Genomic DNA, 15,758 nt, shown 5'->3' on the forward strand with positions numbered 1-15,758 from the left:
GGGCTCAGGCCTTCAGGGTGTCGGGACGGATGGGCAGGTTGCGCACGCGCTTGCCGGTCGCTTGCGCGATGGCGTTGGCCACAGCCGGTGCCAGCGGCGGCACGCCGGGCTCGCCAATGCCTGTGGGCTTCTCGCTCGAGGGCACGATGTGCACCTCCACGCGCGGCATTTCGTTGATGCGCAGCAGCGGCTGGTCGTGGAAGTTCGACTGCTCTACCAGGCCGTCCTTGAGTGTGATGCCGCCGTACAGGGCGGCCGTCAACGCGAAGCCCACGCCGCCCTCCACCTGCGCCCTCACGATGTCGGGGTTGACGACGGTGCCGCAGTCCACCGCGCACACCACGCGGTCCACGCGCAGCGAGCCATCGGCCTTGACCGACACCTCGGCCACTTCGGCCACGTACGAGCCGAAGGATTCGTGCACGGCCACGCCTCGGCCTCGCCGCACACCCTTGGGGCCCTTCTTCAACGGCGTGCCCCAGCCTGCCTTCTCGGCGGCGAGCTTGAGCACAGCCGCGTGGCGCGGGTGCTTGCCCAGCAGGGCCAGGCGGTAGGCGACAGGGTCTTGCCCGGCGGCGGCGGCCAGCTCGTCGATGAAGGTCTCGGTGGAGTGGGCCGTGTGGGTCGAGCCCACAGAGCGCCACCAGTGCGAAGGCACTGCGATGTCGGTGGGCGTGTGCAGGTCCACGTGCAGGGCCGGGAAGCCGTAGGGCAGGTTGGACGCGCCCTCGACCGACACCGGATCGATCCCGTCCTTGATCATGCCGTTGAAAGCCGTGCCGCTCACGATGGACTGCCCCACCAGGCGATGGCGCCAGCCGGTGACCCGGTTCTGCGCGTCCAGCGCGGCCTCGATCGTGTGGTGGAAGGCCGGGCGGTAGTAGCCGCCTTTCATGTCGTCTTCGCGCAGCCACACCATCTTCACGGGCGCGCGGCCCTGGATGGCCTGCGCGATGCTGACGGCCTCGCGCACATAGTCGGCGTCCTTGCTGGCGCGACGCCCGAAGCTGCCGCCCGCGTACAGCATGTGGATGGTGACCTGCTCGGGCTTGATGCCCAACTGCTGCGCCACCATCGCCTGGTCGATGCTCTGGAACTGCTCGCCGTTCCAGATCTCGCACGTGCCCTGGCCGAGCTTGACCACGCAGTTCAGCGGCTCCATGGAGGCGTGCGCCAGGAAGGGAAAGTCGTAGCTCGCACGCAGGGTGCGCTGGGCCTGGCTGAAAGCTGCGTTGACGTCGCCTTCGCTGCGCGCCACCGCGCCGGGCTGCTTGGCCAGCTCGTGGTACCTGGCGAAGATCTCGTCGCTGCCCAGGCGGAAGGCGTTCGAGTCGTCCCAGTCGACGGTGAGCGCATCGCGGCCCTTCTTGGCCGACCAGGTGTCCTTGGCCAGCACGGCCACGCCATTGGGGATCTGAACGACTTCGACCACGCCCTTGACGGCCAGGGCCTTGGAAGCGTCAAACGATTTGACCTTCGAGCCAAAGCGCGGCGGGTGGGCGACCACGGCGGTCAGCATGCCGGGCAGGTGCACGTCCTGCGTGAAGCGGGCACGGCCATTGACCTTCTCTGCCGAGTCCTTGCGCGCCGCGCGCTTGCCGATCAGCTTGAAGTCTTTGGGTTCCTTGAGCTTGACCTCCGTGGGCACGGCTTGCTTGGATGCCGCCTCGGCCAGCTCACCGAAGCCAGCCTTGCGGCCGCTGCCCGGGTGCGAGACCACGCCTTCAGACACCCGCACCTCGGCCGCTGGTACGCCCCAGCTTTGTGCGGCGGCGGCCACCAGCATGGCGCGAGCCGTGGCACCGGCCTGCCTCATCTGCAGCCAGGAATTGGCCATGGCGGTGCTGCCGCCCGTGCCCTGCATGGGCCCGAACAGCAGGTTGTTGTAGCGGCTCGGATCGGCCGGCGCGCCTTCGACCTTCACCATCGGCCAGGCGGCGTCCAGCTCTTCGGCCACCAGCGTGGCGATGCCGGTGTAGGTGCCCTGGCCCATCTCGATGTGCTTGGAGACGACGGTGACCACGCCATCGGTGCCGATGCGCACGAAGGCGTTGGGCTCGAAGGCGGGTGCGCTCGGGGTGGCGCCGCTTGCGGTCATGCCGGGGGCCGCCGTGGACGCGGCTTGCGCGACGGGCAAGGCACCGGGCAGGTAAAGCGCCAGCGTCAGACCAGCACCGCCTTGCAGGAAGCGGCGGCGGCTGTCGTTTTCGATGCGCACTGGCGTGGTGTGAGCGAGGCTTTGGGCAAAGCGGTTGATGAAGCGCATGGTCTTTCTCCTCAGGCCAGGGCTTTGGCCGCTTCGTGGATGGCGGCTCGGATGCGCACGTAAGTGGCGCAGCGGCAGGCATTGCCCGCCATGGCGGCATCGATGTCGGCGTCGCTCGGCTTGCGGTTCTTCGACAGCAGCGCGACGGCACTCATGACCTGGCCCGACTGGCAGTAGCCGCACTGGACCACGTCCAGCTTCTTCCAGGCCTCCTGCACCGCGCGGCCCACGCGCTGGTCCTCCATCGCTTCGATGGTCACCACCTTGCGGCCGGCCACGGCGGACACGGGCGTCACGCAAGAGCGCACGGCCTGGCCGTCAACGTGCACGGTGCAAGAGCCGCACATGGCCATGCCGCAGCCGTACTTGGTGCCGGTCATCTCCAGGGTGTCACGCAGCACCCACAGCAGCGGGGTGTCGGCGTCGACGTCCACGGGCGTGGCCCGGCCGTTCACATTCAGGTTGATCATGCGGGGCTCCTTGGGGGGAATGGGGGCTGGTGGGTCAGGCTGCGGCCGGTGTGTGCCGCAGCAAGAGGGTGTCGATGTCGCGCCTGGGCGGTGAGCCGAAGTGCCGGCTGTACTCGCGGCTGAACTGCGAGGGGCTTTCGTAGCCCACGCGGAAGGCCGCGCTGGCTGCGTCCAGCTGTTCGCTGAGCATCAGGCGCCGCGCCTCGTGCAGCCGCAGCGATTTCTGGTACTGCAGTGGGCTCATGGCCGTCAGTTGCCTGAAGTGGTGGTGCAGGCTCGAGGGGCTCATCTGCACGCGCGCGGCCAATTCGGGCACGCGCAGGGGCAGGGCGTAGTTCTGCTTGAGCCAGTCAATGGCCTTGGCGATGCGCTGACTCTGGCTGCCGACCGAGGCGATCTGCCACAAGCGCGCACCCTGGTCGCTGCCCAACAGCCGGAAGTGGATCTCGCGCTGGATCAGCGGCGACAGCACCGGGATGGCTTCCGGCTCGTCGATCAACTCGAGCAGGCGTTTGAACGCCTCCAGCAGCGGCGCGGTGACCGAGCCCAGCGACAGTCCCCGGTCCGAGCCCCGCTGCGCCGGGGGGCGGATGCCGCCATGCGCAATCAACTCGGCGATCACCTGCAAGTCGAGCTTGAGCACCAGGCCCAGGCACGGCTGGTCGCTGCTGGCGTCGATCACCTGTGACGTGGCAGGCATGTCCAGCGAGGTGACCAGGAACCGGTCAATGTTGTAGGGGTAGGCCTCGTCGCCCACCAGCACCTGCTTCGTGCCTTGCACCACCAGCACCACGCTGGGCTCGATCAGGCAAGCGCAGGGCTCGGTGACCTCCTCGCGCCGAAAGAGCAGCAGGTTGGGCACGGCCGTGGTGGTCTCGCCCTCACCGGGCGTGGTGCGCGCGACCGCCTGCGCGAGGGTGCTGCGCAGCTGCGGGTGGGTGCCTGGGCCGTTTTGAGCGCCGGGTGGTTGGCTGACCGTGTGGGGCATGGGCGTGCCAAAGGTGGGGGCTGGCCACTGTAGCGCGGTGGCTCCGGACTTGGTGGGGTGCTCGGCCAATTCCGGAGGATCGGGCAAGGATCTCGCAGGACCGTGCCATCCGTTCGGCGGGCCAGCCCCGGTCAGGTGCAAAACAAATGAGCACGTTTTGGCTCAGGCTGCTATAGTCCGCGCGTTTGCTGCAGTTTCGCTTTCCTCCGCAGCACATGTCGACCGTCGCGGTCCCCGCGGCGCACCCTCGGCAGTCGCCTCCTTGCAGTATCCAGGTCCGGCAGACGCCTCCCAGGCAAGCTTCGCCCACCCGCCTGGCCCTTTGGCTGCGCAACCCAGCGCGCCCGCAACTGCTTGATCCATTCCCCTCATTTCGCTCGAACGGTTGGCCGTTTCGTGCTCTCGCCGATCACCCGACAGACCGACGCCGGCCAGTTCGTGGCCTCGTTGTCGATCCGCAGTGGACAAGGCTGCGTCAGCCACGACCGGGTGCATCGCTTCACACCGCTTTTTGCCTCCGCTCAAGCTGCCGCGCGTTACGCGCTGGACCAGGGCCTGAGCTACTTCCGCCAACCCGCCTTGCTCGCCTGATGGTGGCTGGTTGCGCTTGACCCATTGTTTGTTGAAGGAATTGCCCCTTGGCCAAAGAAGAACTCATTGAGATGCGCGGACAGGTCGACGAAGTGCTGCCTGACTCGCGTTTTCGCGTCACGCTCGAAAACGGTCACAAGCTCATCGCCTACACCGGCGGCAAGATGCGCAAGCACCGCATCCGCATCCTGGCGGGCGACAAGGTTTCGCTGGAGTTGTCTCCGTATGACCTGAACAAGGGTCGCATCACCTTCCGTCACCTGGAGCCGCGTGCCAACGGCGCGCCCGCTGCGCCCCCGCGCCGCCGCTTCTGATCCTGTTCCGGCCTGACGCCGCGGCGGGCCTTCGACATCCGCGGCATGCACTGAAAGGGTCCACCATGGACAACAAGCTCTACGTCGGCAACCTGCCTTACTCGATGCGCGACGACGACCTGCAACAACACTTCGCCAGCTTTGGTGCGGTCTCTTCGGCCAAGGTCATGATGGATCGTGACACCGGCCGTTCCAAGGGCTTCGGCTTCGTGGAAATGGGCTCGCGTGACGAAGCTCAAGCCGCCATCCGCGGCATGAACGGTCAATCGTTCGAAGGCCGCGCCCTGGTCGTCAACGAAGCACGTCCCCGCGAAGAGCGCCCGGGTGGCTTCGGCGGTGGCCGTGGTGGCTCCGGCGGCGGCTACGGTGGTGACCGTGGCGGCTACGGCGGTGGCGGCGGCGGCCGTCGCGGCTACTGAGCACGGCTCGCGCTGTTGCTTGATTCGAGGCGCCTTGCAGGCGCCTTGACCCCGCCGCAGGGACAATGCGGCCTTGACGCCACCCTCCAGGGTGGCGTTTTCGTTGCGACAACGAGGAGCCGCCGATGCGCACCCGCGCCGATTGAACGCGGGCTCACGGCGCTTCTGGTGGGCACAAGTTGAGCGAGATGAAGGAGCGGTCGTGACCGTCACCGGGTGTGTAAGCCACGTGGCAGCCGCCTGGTGCGATCATGAGCTCGCGGACGATGCACCGGCCGTGCAGCGATGAGCACTGTATGCGCCGCAGTGGCTGGCCAGCTCTCTTGAGGTAAAAGCCCGTCAGCTCGCTGGGCAAGGTGGGCACCAGCAACAAAGTGGCGCCCTTGACCGGGAACGCAACGCCACCTGGCGGGATGGCGTCGTTGAATGGCCGATTGACAGAGCGGCCCAGCGCCTGCAGATCGGCCTTGAGCTCATCTGCCAAAGGCGCCCGCACGAGCTGGTCCTGGTCCGAGAAGAAGAGCAGCGCAGGTTCGCCCTTGACCGATTCGCCCTTGCCCGGGATCGTGAACTGGCCCGGCTTGAGGAGCAGGCTGTTGTCGTGAGACTGATAGGACACGGTCGGCTCGATCTCGCCGATCTGCCCGTCCAGCGGCTTGGGGGGCTGGCCGTCGTTGACCAGTTGCATGGGGCTCTTGGGGCCTGCCTGCGCCGCGGAGGTGGCCACCAGCACCTTCTTGTCGTCCAAGTACAGGATGCCCTGGCGCCTGAGCTCTTGTCCGATGGCTTTCGTGTGAGCGGGCAGGGTGACTTTGCAGATGTGGGGGTTGATGTCGGTGTCGCTGGGCAGCTGCTGACGCTGCACGACAGCCTTGTTGGTCGGCGACCAGGTGTATAGGTAGGTGTTGCGCGGGTCCGCCGCATCGGGCTTGGTCGACGCCCTGCTGAAAAAGGTTTTCTCGTGGCTGCCCTCGGCCACCACGAAGTAGTGCTTGCGGGGGTTGGCGCACCGCAGGAATCCAGCTGGGGTGATGGTGGTCACGCGCTTGGCCTGCAGGTCGATGGCGACCACCTTGGCGTTCCAGTGGTCGTACTTGCCTGGCTCGATGGGCGTGGTGACCAGCAAGGTCGTGTCGTCCACCCACTTGGCCTGGCCCGTCTGCTCGATGATGGCGATGTCCGTCTGGAACCTCTCCAGCTTCACGGTCTCGACCGCGAAAACAGGGGCGCACGCCAGCACCGAGGCGGCCACGAGCCACCCCTTGTCGACCATGGGCGCGAACGCTGTTTTCATGCTCACCCGAGAGGCACTTGAGTCCGAACATCCCAAGGTACGGCGAAACGCCGCTGGGTGCGCAAAGCAAGTGCGGGGTGATGAGACCTAGTTCACGGATGTGCGCAGAGCATGTGGCGGCTTGAAGGGGTCAGCCCTTTGCAACACTCAGCCCATGCAGGCAGTGCCGTCTTCGAGGGCCGCAGGCTCTTGCTCGTTGAGCCTCTCAGGTTCGGTGGTGCTCAGGAGTTCGGCCAGGACAGACGTGGCGTAATTGCCCGCAGGCAGTGCGAACGTGAGCACCAGCTGATCGGCTTGTGGCCACTCCCAGGACATGCCGTCCGGCAGTGCTACCAGGGAGCGGCGGTCCTGATCGAGGCCGGCGTGTTCCATGCCGTCGCAAAGCGTGGCGTGGCGTTCGGACACGCTGCTCTCCAGGGCCAGCGCCTGCTCGGTGGTGCTCAAGCGGCCCCGACCCCACAAGGGACCGGTGGGGCGTCCTGCGTCGTCCATCACGTCGCCGGGCAGGTTCTGGCCCCACAGCCCCTGCTGGATGCGCATCGCCAGCACTTCGTTGAAAACGAAGGAGCGCACGGCAGACAGGTAGATGCCCTTTTTCTTCGGGTTGCGCACGCGGATCTCGCGCGCCAGCATGGCCCGACCCTGCTCGATGTTGCCGCCATCAAAGCCGAAACGCTGGGCGCCGAAGTAGTTGGGCACGCCGCGCGCGGCAACGGCCTTGAGGTTGGCTTCCAAGGCCTGCATGGCATCCAGGCCACCGGCCACGTCACGCAGCACGATGCGAAAGCGATTGCCTTGCAGGTCGCCGGGGCGCAGCTTCTTGATGTGTCGGCTCTGGCCCAGCACCTTGAACTCGGGGTGCTGAAGTTGGGTCAGGTCGGGTGTCTCGCCGGTTTTGCCGCTCGGAAAGTAGATGCTGAACCACTGGCGTGTGATGGCGTAGCGATCCTTGAGGCCGGCATAGCCCACGTCCTTTTCCTGCACGCCGGCGGCATCGGCCAGTTGCTGGGCGACGTAGGCGGTGTTGGCGCCGTTTTTCTCGACGTCCAGCCAGATGTGCTCGCCTTCACCCGATGGCAGCTGCAGCGGCAGCTCGGTCACGATGAAGTCCTCGTTGAGGCGCTTCAAGGTGGCGCTGGCGCCGGTGGTCGGGTAGGCGTTGGGCCATTGCGGCAGGGTGGTGTAAGAAGGCGTGTGGGTCATGGAGGCTGCACCGGCTTTGGATAGGGGCTGGCTGTCGGGCCTGCCGGGAGCAGTGCCGGGCGTGATTGTCTCCTGACCTTTGCGGTTTCGATGGCCTTTCGATCGGCTCTGCGCTCATCGCGGGTGATCGGTCTGTTCGCCGCCGGCGTGGCTGCGGAAACGACCAGTCCATGGTCGCCACATCTTTGGCCGCCAAGCCAACCCGAAGGTCACCACCACCGCCGCCACGCTCAGCCACATCACCCAAACCAGCACCGCCATGGAAGGGTGGTCCAGCCACAAGCAGGCCAGCAGCGAGAGGCTCATGGCCAGCGCGGCCAGGGCGCGCAAGCCCAGAACAGCCCGGGCGCTTGGCTCGGTGGTGGTTTGCCAGACCTGTTGCCAGTGCGTGGGCATGGCCAACGCCAGCCACACCATGCCTGCATGCGCAAGAGCGGGTGCCAGCAACCAGGGCATCCATTCATGCATGGGTCGCCTCCGTTGGTACGCTGGTTCGCTGGGTGTGGGCAGTCACCATGCCTGGCTGTCGTTTGAGCTTGTGGTGTGCAGCCCATGCGATCGCTGCGGTGGTCAGCAAGCTCAGGTCCACTCCAGCCACGGGCCAGTTTCCGGCGGGCACCGTCACCCAAAGGTGCGCCCCGGTGCTCCAGCCATTGGCCAGCACGGCCGCCACAGCCACCACAGCAAGGGCTTGGCATTGTTCGGCCCATGCCGGTGAGCGCTGGCCAAGCGCGACCGGGCCGTTGCGCCCTGCGGCGTGCAGCGCGCTGATCAGCCAAACGCCCCAGAAGGCACCGATCTGCCAGTTAGCTGCGCCGTTCAAGTCGGCTGGTAGCAAGCGATTCACCAGCAGCATGGCGGTGGTGGCCAGCAGCATGCCGGTCACGGTGGCGACGCCCAACGCGTCCACGACGCGCGCTTGAGCCGAGCCTTGACGAGCATGCTGCTGTTTGCGCTTTTCCACGAAGAACACAAAGCCAGTGGCAATGCAAACGCAGCCCAACAACCCGCCGGCCACATACAGCCAACGCAGCAGCCAGTGCTCGAAGTGCTGCAGGTGCAGACCGGTCAGGAATTGGTGCGCGGCGGAAGCCGGTTCGCGGGGTGGGTCTTCGTGCAGCACGCGGCCTGTGCTGGCCTGGAAGTGAATGCCTTCACCGACGAGCGCCACGCGGTCGCTGCCGGCGCGGTAGATGCTGACGTAGCTGTTGGTGTCGCCAAGGTGGTGGATCTTCAGGAAGCCCACCTGCCCTGGCATGCCCCGGTCTGACCAGCGTCGACGCGCATCGGCCACCATGGCGTCGACCGATGCCACGGGTGCGTTCACCCCTGCGCGTGTTTGCGGCAGGCCGGTGCGGGCCGACTCCTGAGCGGCGTGTCGATCGTGCAGGGGTTTGAGCACGGTGTGGCCCAGCGGCAGGTAGATCGACGCTGCAAAGATCACCAGGCCGGTGAAGGCGAAGAAGAAGTGAAAGGGTAGGGCCAGCACGCCGGTCAGGTTGTGCAGGTCGAGCGTGCTGCGCTGAAGGTGCTTGCGAGGCCGGAAGGTGAAGAATTCGCGGAAAAGGCGGCGGTGGATGACGACCCCGCTGACCAGCGCGGCAAGCATGATGAAGGCCGCGAGCCCCACGATGAAGTAACCCAGGTTCATCCATTTGAGGTGCAGGCTGTAGTGCAGCGGGTAGAAAAAAGCGCTGCCGACCTTCAGCTGGTCATCCTTCAGGAAGGCCCCGGTGCGTGGGTCGATGGTGGCGCGCGCGTGGATGTGGTTGTGCGCGGCTGGGTCCCGTGGCAGGGGCACCAAGAAGTCGGCGCCGATCAGCAGTACGGGATCGCGGTGCGTGGTGTAAGCCCAGAACTCATCGATGGGCAGTGCCTCGCGGGGTGTCATGGGCCCTTTGGTGGCGTCGTGCAACAGCGGCATCTTGGCTGCGTACTCGATGGGTGATGGCTCGATCTGCGCCATCAGTGGTCGCAGCACCTGGTCGAACGAGGGCATCGGCTGCGGCTCGAAGCGAGTTTGCGGGATGGCCCAACGATCGATCTCGCGGTCGAACACCGACAGCGAGCCGAAGAAGAAAACCACCATCAGCACGAAGCCGAGCACCAGTCCGAGCCACGTGTGCATCCAGGTCATGGCTTGGCGAAAAGTCCAGTTCATGGTTGACCTCGTTTCATTGCATCAATTGGTGTTGCCAGAACAGGGCGATCGCCATCGAAACAGCTGCGCCTCCGCCCACGGCAAGCCACACCCGACCGAGTCTTGGCGTCGCGAACGACCACAGGAACACCGCCAGGTAGACGAGAAAGGCTGCGATCAGGACGCCGTGCTCTGCTTCGTGGAAGTCGGCGCCGTTGGCGACGAGTGCGACGACGGCCAGGGCGCTGAGGCCCCAGGTGAGCGCGTATGCACCCAGGATGCTGAGGACGATGCGGTGAGTCCAGGACCACCGGCTGGGTTGGGGGGGGGATGCGGGCATGAGGCGTGAAAAGGGGCGGGAGAGCAGATGTCCTTGTGCCATCCAGGGCATCGGTCGACACAAGAATTCCTCAATTATAGAATGCGAATTCTTCTCATTAGCATTAATGCAAAGATGACCCTTTCTGCTTTCCGTCTTTCTCCGCTCTGCTTGGCTGCCTTGCTGGCCAGTGCTCCCGTCGTCCACGCCATCGCTGCAGAGCCCGTTCAATCCGCCCCCGTTGAGGCGGGCGAGGGTGCTTTGCCAGAGGTGCGAGTCAAGGGCACTCGGACGCAAGCCGACCGCCTGATCACGCAGACGCGATCGGCCACGGTGGGCAAGAGCCCGGTGAGCGTGAACGAGACCCCTTTCTCGATGGAGGTGATCGACGTATCGCAGATCCGCGAGACAGGTGCCCGTTCGGTCGAGGACGCACTGGCTTACAGTGCCGGCGTCCAGGCCGGACGCTACGGCTTTGACACGCGCGGTGACTGGGCCGCCATCCGGGGGCTTTCTCCTGCTGCCTACATCGATGGCCTGCGGGGCATCTATGGCTTCTACAACAACGTGCGCCCAGACCTCTACACGCTCGAGCGTGTAGAGGTGCTCAAGGGGCCGTCTTCGGTGCTTTACGGGCAGGCAGAGTTGGGTGGCATCGTGAACGCCGTGTCCAAGCTCCCCAAGGCAAAGCAACACCGTGAGATCGAGGCGCAAATCGGTTCGAACAACCGCAAGCAGTTGGCTGCTGACCTCACGGGCCCGCTGTCGGACGATGGCCAATGGCTCTATCGCCTGGTGGCGCTCAAGCGCGACAGCGACACACAGGTCGACCACGTCAGCGACGACGCGACGGTGCTGATGCCATCGGTGACATGGCAGCCTAAGGCCGGCACCAGCGTCACGGCGCTGTTCACCCACCAGCAGTACAAGGGCCAGGTCTCATCGCAGTTCCTGCCATCGAAGGGCACGATTGCGCCAGCCCCCCTCGGACAGCTGTCAAGCAGCACCTTCGTGGGCGAGCCCGGATGGGACCGCTACGACACGCGCAAGAACGAGTTGACCTTGATGATCAATCAACGGCTCAGCGATACCTGGCGTGCCAGCGCCACCCTGCGCAAAACCCACTCTGCGTCCGTCACACGCGAGCACTGGGCCACGGTGGGTGCCGTGCCCGATGACGCTGGCAACATCACGCGCACCATCTACACCGCTGACCGCAAGACCGAGGTCTCGGCGGCCGATGCGAGGCTCGAGGGCGAATGGGCGCTCGGCCCGACACGCCATCAGATCGGGCTGGGCATCGATCACCAGCACGCCTTCTGGCAGGAGTACAACTACTCGTACGGATCCGGCACTGGCATCAACCTCTACAACCCCGTCTATGGCAGCGTGAACACCGCGGCCCTGACCTGGAGCGATCGGCCCGACAGCAAGCTGATCCAAACGGGCCTGTACGCCACGGATCACATCACGTGGGGTCCTTGGGTGGCTTCGGCGGCGCTGCGCCGTGACAACGCGCGCAACATCACCGTGGCAACGACGGGTCGGGAAGCCGTGGTGCGCAACGAGGCCACCACCGGTCGGGTGGGCCTGATGTACAAGTTACCCATCGGGGTGTCGCCCTATGTCAGCTACGCGGAGGCCTTCGTGCCCAACTTGGGCACCGATGGCACGTCGAGCGCCAGCTACCTCAAGCCCACCGAAGGTGAGCAACAAGAGGCTGGTCTGAAATTCCTGTCCGACTCGGGAGACACATCGCTCAATGTCGCGTGGTTCGACATCAAGGAGCGCAACCGCGTGGCCAACGCCACCACGCCAGGCGGGTTGGAGCAGGTCGGTGCCACCACCCGCGGCTGGGAGCTGGAGATGAGACAGCGACTCGGTGCGCTCGAGCTTTCTGCCAACTACACCGACATGGATGCAGTCAATGCCCAGACGGGCTTGCGCTTGTCATCGGTGGCGCAACGCATGGCCTCGACTTGGGCGCAGTACCGCTTGCCTGGTGGCTGGCGCGTGGGAGGGGGTGTGCGACACACCGGCTCGGTCACCGGTGCAGCGGGGCAACCGGTGCTGCCGACGGTCACCTTGGTGGATGCCATGGTGGGCTATGCGACAGGACCGTGGGATTTCCGTTTCGATGTCCGCAACCTGGCCGACAAAACTTACCTTGCCTGGTGCCGGGCGCAGAACCAGGACTGCGGCTATGGCGCACGTCTGAACGCGGCCCTCACGGCTCGCTACACCTTCTGAGGCTTGGGGCATGGCGCGTCCGGCTGGCATTCCACCAGCCTGTCGCGTCACCTAGTCAAGCCGCCACCAACCCGGCAACAACCCCCGCACCTGCCCCCGCCCATACCGGTCATCCAGCAGGTGCAACACCCCCTGGTCTTCTGTCGTCCTGATCACGCGCCCCGCCGCCTGCACCACCTTCTGCAGCCCCGGGTACAGGTATTGGAAGGCGTAGCCGTCGCCCACGATCTCGTCCAGCCGTGACTTGATCTGCTCGTTCACAGCGTTGACCTGCGGCATGCCCAGCGTCGCGATGAACGCGCCGATCAGGCGTTGCCCGGGCAGGTCCACCCCTTCCGAGAAGGAGCCGCCCAGCACCGCGAAGCCGATGCCCTGGCTGGTGGGTGTCATGCGGGCCAGGAAGGCACGTTGTGCTTCTTCGCTCATGCCTCGCGCTTGCCTGACGACGGGGACATCGGGGTGTGCGCGCTCGAAGTGATCGGCCACGTCCTGCAGGTAGTCGTGGCTGCTGAAAAACGCCAGGTAGTTGCCGGGCCGCGCGCGGAACTGCTCGGCCATCAGCGCCACCATCGCCTCGCGTGAGCTGGAGCGGTCGGCAAAGCGCGTCGAGATGTGGCGCGCCACTTTCACCTGCAACTGCTCGGCCGAAAACGGCGATGCCACCTCGATGGCCACGCTGCCCTCTGGCGTGCCCAGCAGCGTCTCGAAAAAATGCGTGGGCTGCAGCGTGGCCGAAAACAGCGTCACGCTGTGCGCCTGGCTGAGCCTGCTTTGCAAGAACGGCGCGGGCAGCACGTTGCGGATGCACAAGGTCGATCGCAGCTTGCGCGTGGACGCCAGCGAGCCAGACTCGGGCGCCCAGTCGAACAGCGAGTGGCTGCCGAAGCTGTCGGCCAGTTTGCTCATCTGCAGGCACGCGAAGTAGAGGTTCTGCAGCTCGGGGTCGACCTCGGTGGGGTGCTCGGCCATGTGGTTGCCGATGGCGGCGCAAAGCTGTTGCAGGGCCAGCAGCCAGTTGTCGGGGATGTCGGGCAGCACGCGGTAGTCGGGCGCGCGGCCGTCTGCGCCGAGTTGTGATTTGTTGATGCCTTGCCATGCACGGTGCAGCTTGTCCAAAGGTTTTTTGAGCACGGCGGGTCCGTGGTGGCGCATGCCTTGCAGCGAAGACTGGTGCAGTTCGCAGCTGTGCATCTTGTGCCCGCGTTCGACCAGGTTGTGCGCCTCGTCCACCAGCACGCCCACGCGCCACTGCCCTTGTTGCATCAGGCCATGCAGCAGCGCGGTCTGGTCGAAGTAATGGTTGAAGTCACCCACCACCACGTCGGCCCAACGCACCATCTCCTGGCTCAGGTAATAGGGGCACACCTGGTGGGCCAGTGCGATGGCGCGCACCGCTTCATGTGTCAGGCTGCCTGCTGCCGCAGCTTGCGCACGGGCGGCGGGCAAACGGTCGTAAAAGCCTTCGGCCAGCGGGCACGACTGCCCGTGGCAGGCGCGGTCGGGGTGCTCACAGGCCTTTTCTTTGGCTCGCAACTCCAGCTCGCGCAACCGCAGCGTGGGGTGGTGCGCGCGCAGGTTCGCGATCGCATGCAAGGCGGCCGCGCGGCCCGATGTCTTGGCGGTCAGGAAGAAGACCTTGTCCAGCTTTTGAGTGGGGCAGGCCTTGAGCATGGGGAACACGGTGCCGATCGTCTTGCCGATGCCGGTGGGGGCCTGGGCCAGCAGACATCGGCCGGTGGCGGCGGCCTTGTAGACCGACTCGGCCAACTCGCGCTGCCCCGCTCTGAACTGCGGGTGAACGAAGGGCATGGTTGTCAGGCTGTCGTCGCGCGCGCGGCGGTGGACCAGCTCTTGTTCGGCCCACGCGGCAAAGCGCTCGCAAGCGTCGACGAAGTGGGCTTGAAGGTCTGCGGCGCTGTGGCGTTCGCAAAGCACCGTCTCTTTCTGCGAGCCCACCTCGAAGTACACCAAGGCCACGTCGATGTGCTCGAGCCCGCGCTCGCGGCACAGCAAAGCGCCGTAGACCTTGGCCTGCGCCCAATGCAGGTGGCGGTGGTTGTCGGGGATGGCGTCCACCGGGCCCTTGTGGGTCTTGACCTCTTCGACGCGGTTGAGCTGCGGGTGGTATCCGTCGGCGCGGCCTTTGACGTTCAGCAGACCATGTTGCGCGCTGAGTTTGACCTCGTTGAGGTAGCCAGCAGGTCGGCGCGCGGCCACCAGGGCGTGCCCGGCGATGCCTTCCTGCGCGGTGGGCGTGGGCGTGAAGCGCAGGTCCAGGTCGCCTTGCTTGGCGACGAATTCGCACAGCTCGCGCACGCCGACCTGGTAGCGCGGGGGCTCGGTGACAGGCTCGGTCTGAGGGCCGGGCTCGGGCTCGCTCGGGCGCTCACTTTGGGCTGGCATCGGGCTCGGGGCGTTGCGCGGTGCTTGCGCGATCTTCGGAGGGGTCGTCGCCTTCGGTGTGGGTCAACTCGGCCTGGCTGCGTTCGAGCGCGCGCTGGACGGGCGAAGCCTTGGCCAGGGCCATCCACACGTCAAAGGGCAGGGTGCAGGCCTTGTGGCGGGCGGGGCGCAGCATCTCCAGCCTGCCGGTTTCGATGTTGCCGTGGATGACCCACACACCGAGATCTTCGGGCAGCTCTTGTGGCTCGGCCAGGCCGTGGGGGAAGACGTAGTGGCATTCGCTGGCCAGCCACTGGTAGGCGCTGCGCTTGGCCGTGTGGCGCAGGTCGGAGAGCAGGTCAGCGCGGCTGACCTTGATCTCGTGCACCACGGGGTGCAGGTAGTTGGGGTTGCTGGTGCGTCGCACCGAGAACAGGTCGGGGCGGGCCAGTCGCCAGCGGTGGGGCTTGCGGGTGCTGTTGACTTCGGGACCTGGTTCAGCGCCGGGCTCATCACCCTGCTCGGCGTCGGTGAGCTCGTCTTCCCAAAGCGGGGTGGGCTCGCCAGCCAGGGCGCGTGAGGGCGCATCCGAATTCGGGTCTGTGCCCGCACTTGCATCCTCGGCTTGGGCCTCTGCAGCCTCGACAGCCACCTTGGCGCGAAGCGACAGCTCGTGCCAAACCAGCCGCCCTGCATCCATCAGCACCTCTGTCACGCGCAGAGCAAGCTTGTCGTGGTCGCTCTCGGAGCGGCGTTGGGCCTGGCGGCTTTGCGCCAGCAGCGCGATGCCCGCGTCGGTCAGTCGCAGGCATTCGTTGGCAGGGTGGTTGCCCACCAGGCTCACCCAGCCGGCGGCCAGCAGGTCGATGTCGATGGGGTCTCGGCTGGGCCAGCCTGCCGAGCGCCAGATCTTCATGAGGCGCGACAGGTGTGCCCGCGTGGGCTTGGGTGTCACGGCATTGTGGGGTGAGTGCTGTACAAATATAAAGGGTATCCAGTTAGCTCCACAAAAGCCAAAACACTGGATGCATATCCAGTAATTTACACCTTGTCTGGCGGCTTGGGCGAAGCCTTTGTGATGTCGCTGTAGGTGTAGGGGCTGGTTTGCATGGCCTGCTGAAG

At 65.9% G+C, this 15,758-nt stretch carries 14 protein-coding genes; 4 read left to right on the forward strand and 10 right to left on the reverse strand.

What is annotated here, in order from left to right:
• Positions 1–4: 4 nt before the first annotated feature.
• Genes ABG80_RS11110 through ABG80_RS11120 form a run of 3 tightly spaced genes read right to left on the reverse strand, consistent with a single transcriptional unit; the run spans position 5 to position 3,724 of the window.
• Positions 5–2,266 carry a xanthine dehydrogenase family protein molybdopterin-binding subunit gene (locus ABG80_RS11110; RefSeq protein WP_058087726.1) on the reverse strand — a complete coding sequence of 754 codons (2,262 nt, stop codon included), beginning with the start codon at positions 2,264–2,266 and terminating at the stop codon, positions 5–7.
• A gap of 11 nt (positions 2,267–2,277) precedes the next feature.
• Positions 2,278–2,736 (reverse strand): (2Fe-2S)-binding protein, encoded by a 459-nt coding sequence (locus ABG80_RS11115; RefSeq protein ID WP_058087727.1) that lies wholly within the window; start codon positions 2,734–2,736, stop codon positions 2,278–2,280.
• Between the two features lie 34 nt (positions 2,737–2,770).
• A complete protein-coding gene (locus ABG80_RS11120) occupies positions 2,771–3,724 on the reverse strand; it encodes an AraC family transcriptional regulator (RefSeq protein ID WP_083506024.1) in 954 nt (317 codons plus the stop codon).
• 396 nt (positions 3,725–4,120) lie between these two features.
• On the opposite strand from ABG80_RS11120, the gene ABG80_RS11125 reads away from it, so the two are divergent.
• From ABG80_RS11125 to ABG80_RS11135, 3 genes are all read left to right on the forward strand, one after another.
• Complete coding sequence (locus ABG80_RS11125) at positions 4,121–4,315, forward strand: hypothetical protein (protein ID WP_321166054.1); 195 nt, start codon at positions 4,121–4,123, stop codon at positions 4,313–4,315.
• A gap of 47 nt (positions 4,316–4,362) precedes the next feature.
• The gene (gene infA, locus ABG80_RS11130; protein ID WP_058087728.1) at positions 4,363–4,629 is read left to right on the forward strand and encodes a translation initiation factor IF-1; all 267 of its coding nucleotides are present in this window, start codon (positions 4,363–4,365) and stop codon (positions 4,627–4,629) included.
• A 65-nt stretch (positions 4,630–4,694) separates the two neighbouring features.
• Positions 4,695–5,048 (forward strand): RNA recognition motif domain-containing protein, encoded by a 354-nt coding sequence (locus tag ABG80_RS11135; RefSeq protein ID WP_058087729.1) that lies wholly within the window; start codon positions 4,695–4,697, stop codon positions 5,046–5,048.
• A gap of 154 nt (positions 5,049–5,202) precedes the next feature.
• On the opposite strand, the gene ABG80_RS11140 is transcribed toward ABG80_RS11135, so the two are convergent.
• From ABG80_RS11140 to ABG80_RS11160, 5 genes are all read right to left on the reverse strand, one after another.
• Positions 5,203–6,342: a hypothetical protein gene (locus ABG80_RS11140; RefSeq protein WP_152987592.1), complete on the reverse strand. Its 1,140-nt coding sequence runs from the start codon at positions 6,340–6,342 to the stop codon at positions 5,203–5,205.
• A 147-nt stretch (positions 6,343–6,489) separates the two neighbouring features.
• Positions 6,490–7,545 (reverse strand): tRNA pseudouridine(13) synthase TruD, encoded by a 1,056-nt coding sequence (truD, locus tag ABG80_RS11145; protein WP_058087731.1) that lies wholly within the window; start codon positions 7,543–7,545, stop codon positions 6,490–6,492.
• Between the two features lie 114 nt (positions 7,546–7,659).
• Positions 7,660–8,013: a DUF3325 domain-containing protein gene (locus ABG80_RS11150; protein ID WP_083506021.1), complete on the reverse strand. Its 354-nt coding sequence runs from the start codon at positions 8,011–8,013 to the stop codon at positions 7,660–7,662.
• Positions 8,006–9,706, reverse strand: coding sequence for a PepSY-associated TM helix domain-containing protein (locus ABG80_RS11155; RefSeq protein WP_058087733.1), 1,701 nt, complete (start codon positions 9,704–9,706; stop codon positions 8,006–8,008). Before ABG80_RS11155 ends, ABG80_RS11150 begins: the two co-directional genes overlap by 8 nt.
• Before the next feature lie 13 nt (positions 9,707–9,719).
• The gene (locus ABG80_RS11160) at positions 9,720–10,025 is read right to left on the reverse strand and encodes a hypothetical protein (protein ID WP_058087734.1); all 306 of its coding nucleotides are present in this window, start codon (positions 10,023–10,025) and stop codon (positions 9,720–9,722) included.
• Positions 10,026–10,139: 114 nt separating this feature from the next.
• Here ABG80_RS11160 and ABG80_RS11165 point away from each other — a divergent pair, with 114 nt between their 5' ends.
• Positions 10,140–12,254: a TonB-dependent siderophore receptor gene (locus ABG80_RS11165; RefSeq protein ID WP_058087735.1), complete on the forward strand. Its 2,115-nt coding sequence runs from the start codon at positions 10,140–10,142 to the stop codon at positions 12,252–12,254.
• Between the two features lie 51 nt (positions 12,255–12,305).
• On the opposite strand, the gene ABG80_RS11170 is transcribed toward ABG80_RS11165, so the two are convergent.
• Both ABG80_RS11170 and ABG80_RS11175 read right to left on the reverse strand, forming a co-directional pair.
• A complete protein-coding gene (locus ABG80_RS11170) occupies positions 12,306–14,657 on the reverse strand; it encodes an ATP-dependent DNA helicase (protein WP_083506022.1) in 2,352 nt (783 codons plus the stop codon).
• Complete coding sequence (locus tag ABG80_RS11175; protein ID WP_058087746.1) at positions 14,641–15,552, reverse strand: hypothetical protein; 912 nt, start codon at positions 15,550–15,552, stop codon at positions 14,641–14,643. Before ABG80_RS11175 ends, ABG80_RS11170 begins: the two co-directional genes overlap by 17 nt.
• Positions 15,553–15,758 lie beyond the last annotated feature (206 nt).

This window comes from Aquabacterium parvum (assembly GCF_001447195.1).
GTDB lineage: Bacteria > Pseudomonadota > Gammaproteobacteria > Burkholderiales > Burkholderiaceae_C > Aquabacterium > Aquabacterium parvum.

Coding starts and splice junctions, on each gene's coding strand:
- ABG80_RS11110 (WP_058087726.1), bottom strand. CDS start 2,266: ATGCGCTTCATCAACCGCTTTGCCCAAAGCCTCGCTCACACCACGCCA.
- ABG80_RS11115 (WP_058087727.1), bottom strand. CDS start 2,736: ATGATCAACCTGAATGTGAACGGCCGGGCCACGCCCGTGGACGTCGAC.
- ABG80_RS11120 (WP_083506024.1), bottom strand. CDS start 3,724: ATGCCCCACACGGTCAGCCAACCACCCGGCGCTCAAAACGGCCCAGGC.
- ABG80_RS11135 (WP_058087729.1), top strand. CDS start 4,695: ATGGACAACAAGCTCTACGTCGGCAACCTGCCTTACTCGATGCGCGAC.
- ABG80_RS11140 (WP_152987592.1), bottom strand. CDS start 6,342: ATGAAAACAGCGTTCGCGCCCATGGTCGACAAGGGGTGGCTCGTGGCC.
- truD (WP_058087731.1), bottom strand. CDS start 7,545: ATGACCCACACGCCTTCTTACACCACCCTGCCGCAATGGCCCAACGCC.
- ABG80_RS11150 (WP_083506021.1), bottom strand. CDS start 8,013: ATGCATGAATGGATGCCCTGGTTGCTGGCACCCGCTCTTGCGCATGCA.
- ABG80_RS11155 (WP_058087733.1), bottom strand. CDS start 9,706: ATGAACTGGACTTTTCGCCAAGCCATGACCTGGATGCACACGTGGCTC.
- ABG80_RS11160 (WP_058087734.1), bottom strand. CDS start 10,025: ATGCCCGCATCCCCCCCCCAACCCAGCCGGTGGTCCTGGACTCACCGC.
- ABG80_RS11165 (WP_058087735.1), top strand. CDS start 10,140: ATGACCCTTTCTGCTTTCCGTCTTTCTCCGCTCTGCTTGGCTGCCTTG.
- ABG80_RS11170 (WP_083506022.1), bottom strand. CDS start 14,657: ATGCCAGCCCAAAGTGAGCGCCCGAGCGAGCCCGAGCCCGGCCCTCAG.
- ABG80_RS11175 (WP_058087746.1), bottom strand. CDS start 15,552: ATGAAGATCTGGCGCTCGGCAGGCTGGCCCAGCCGAGACCCCATCGAC.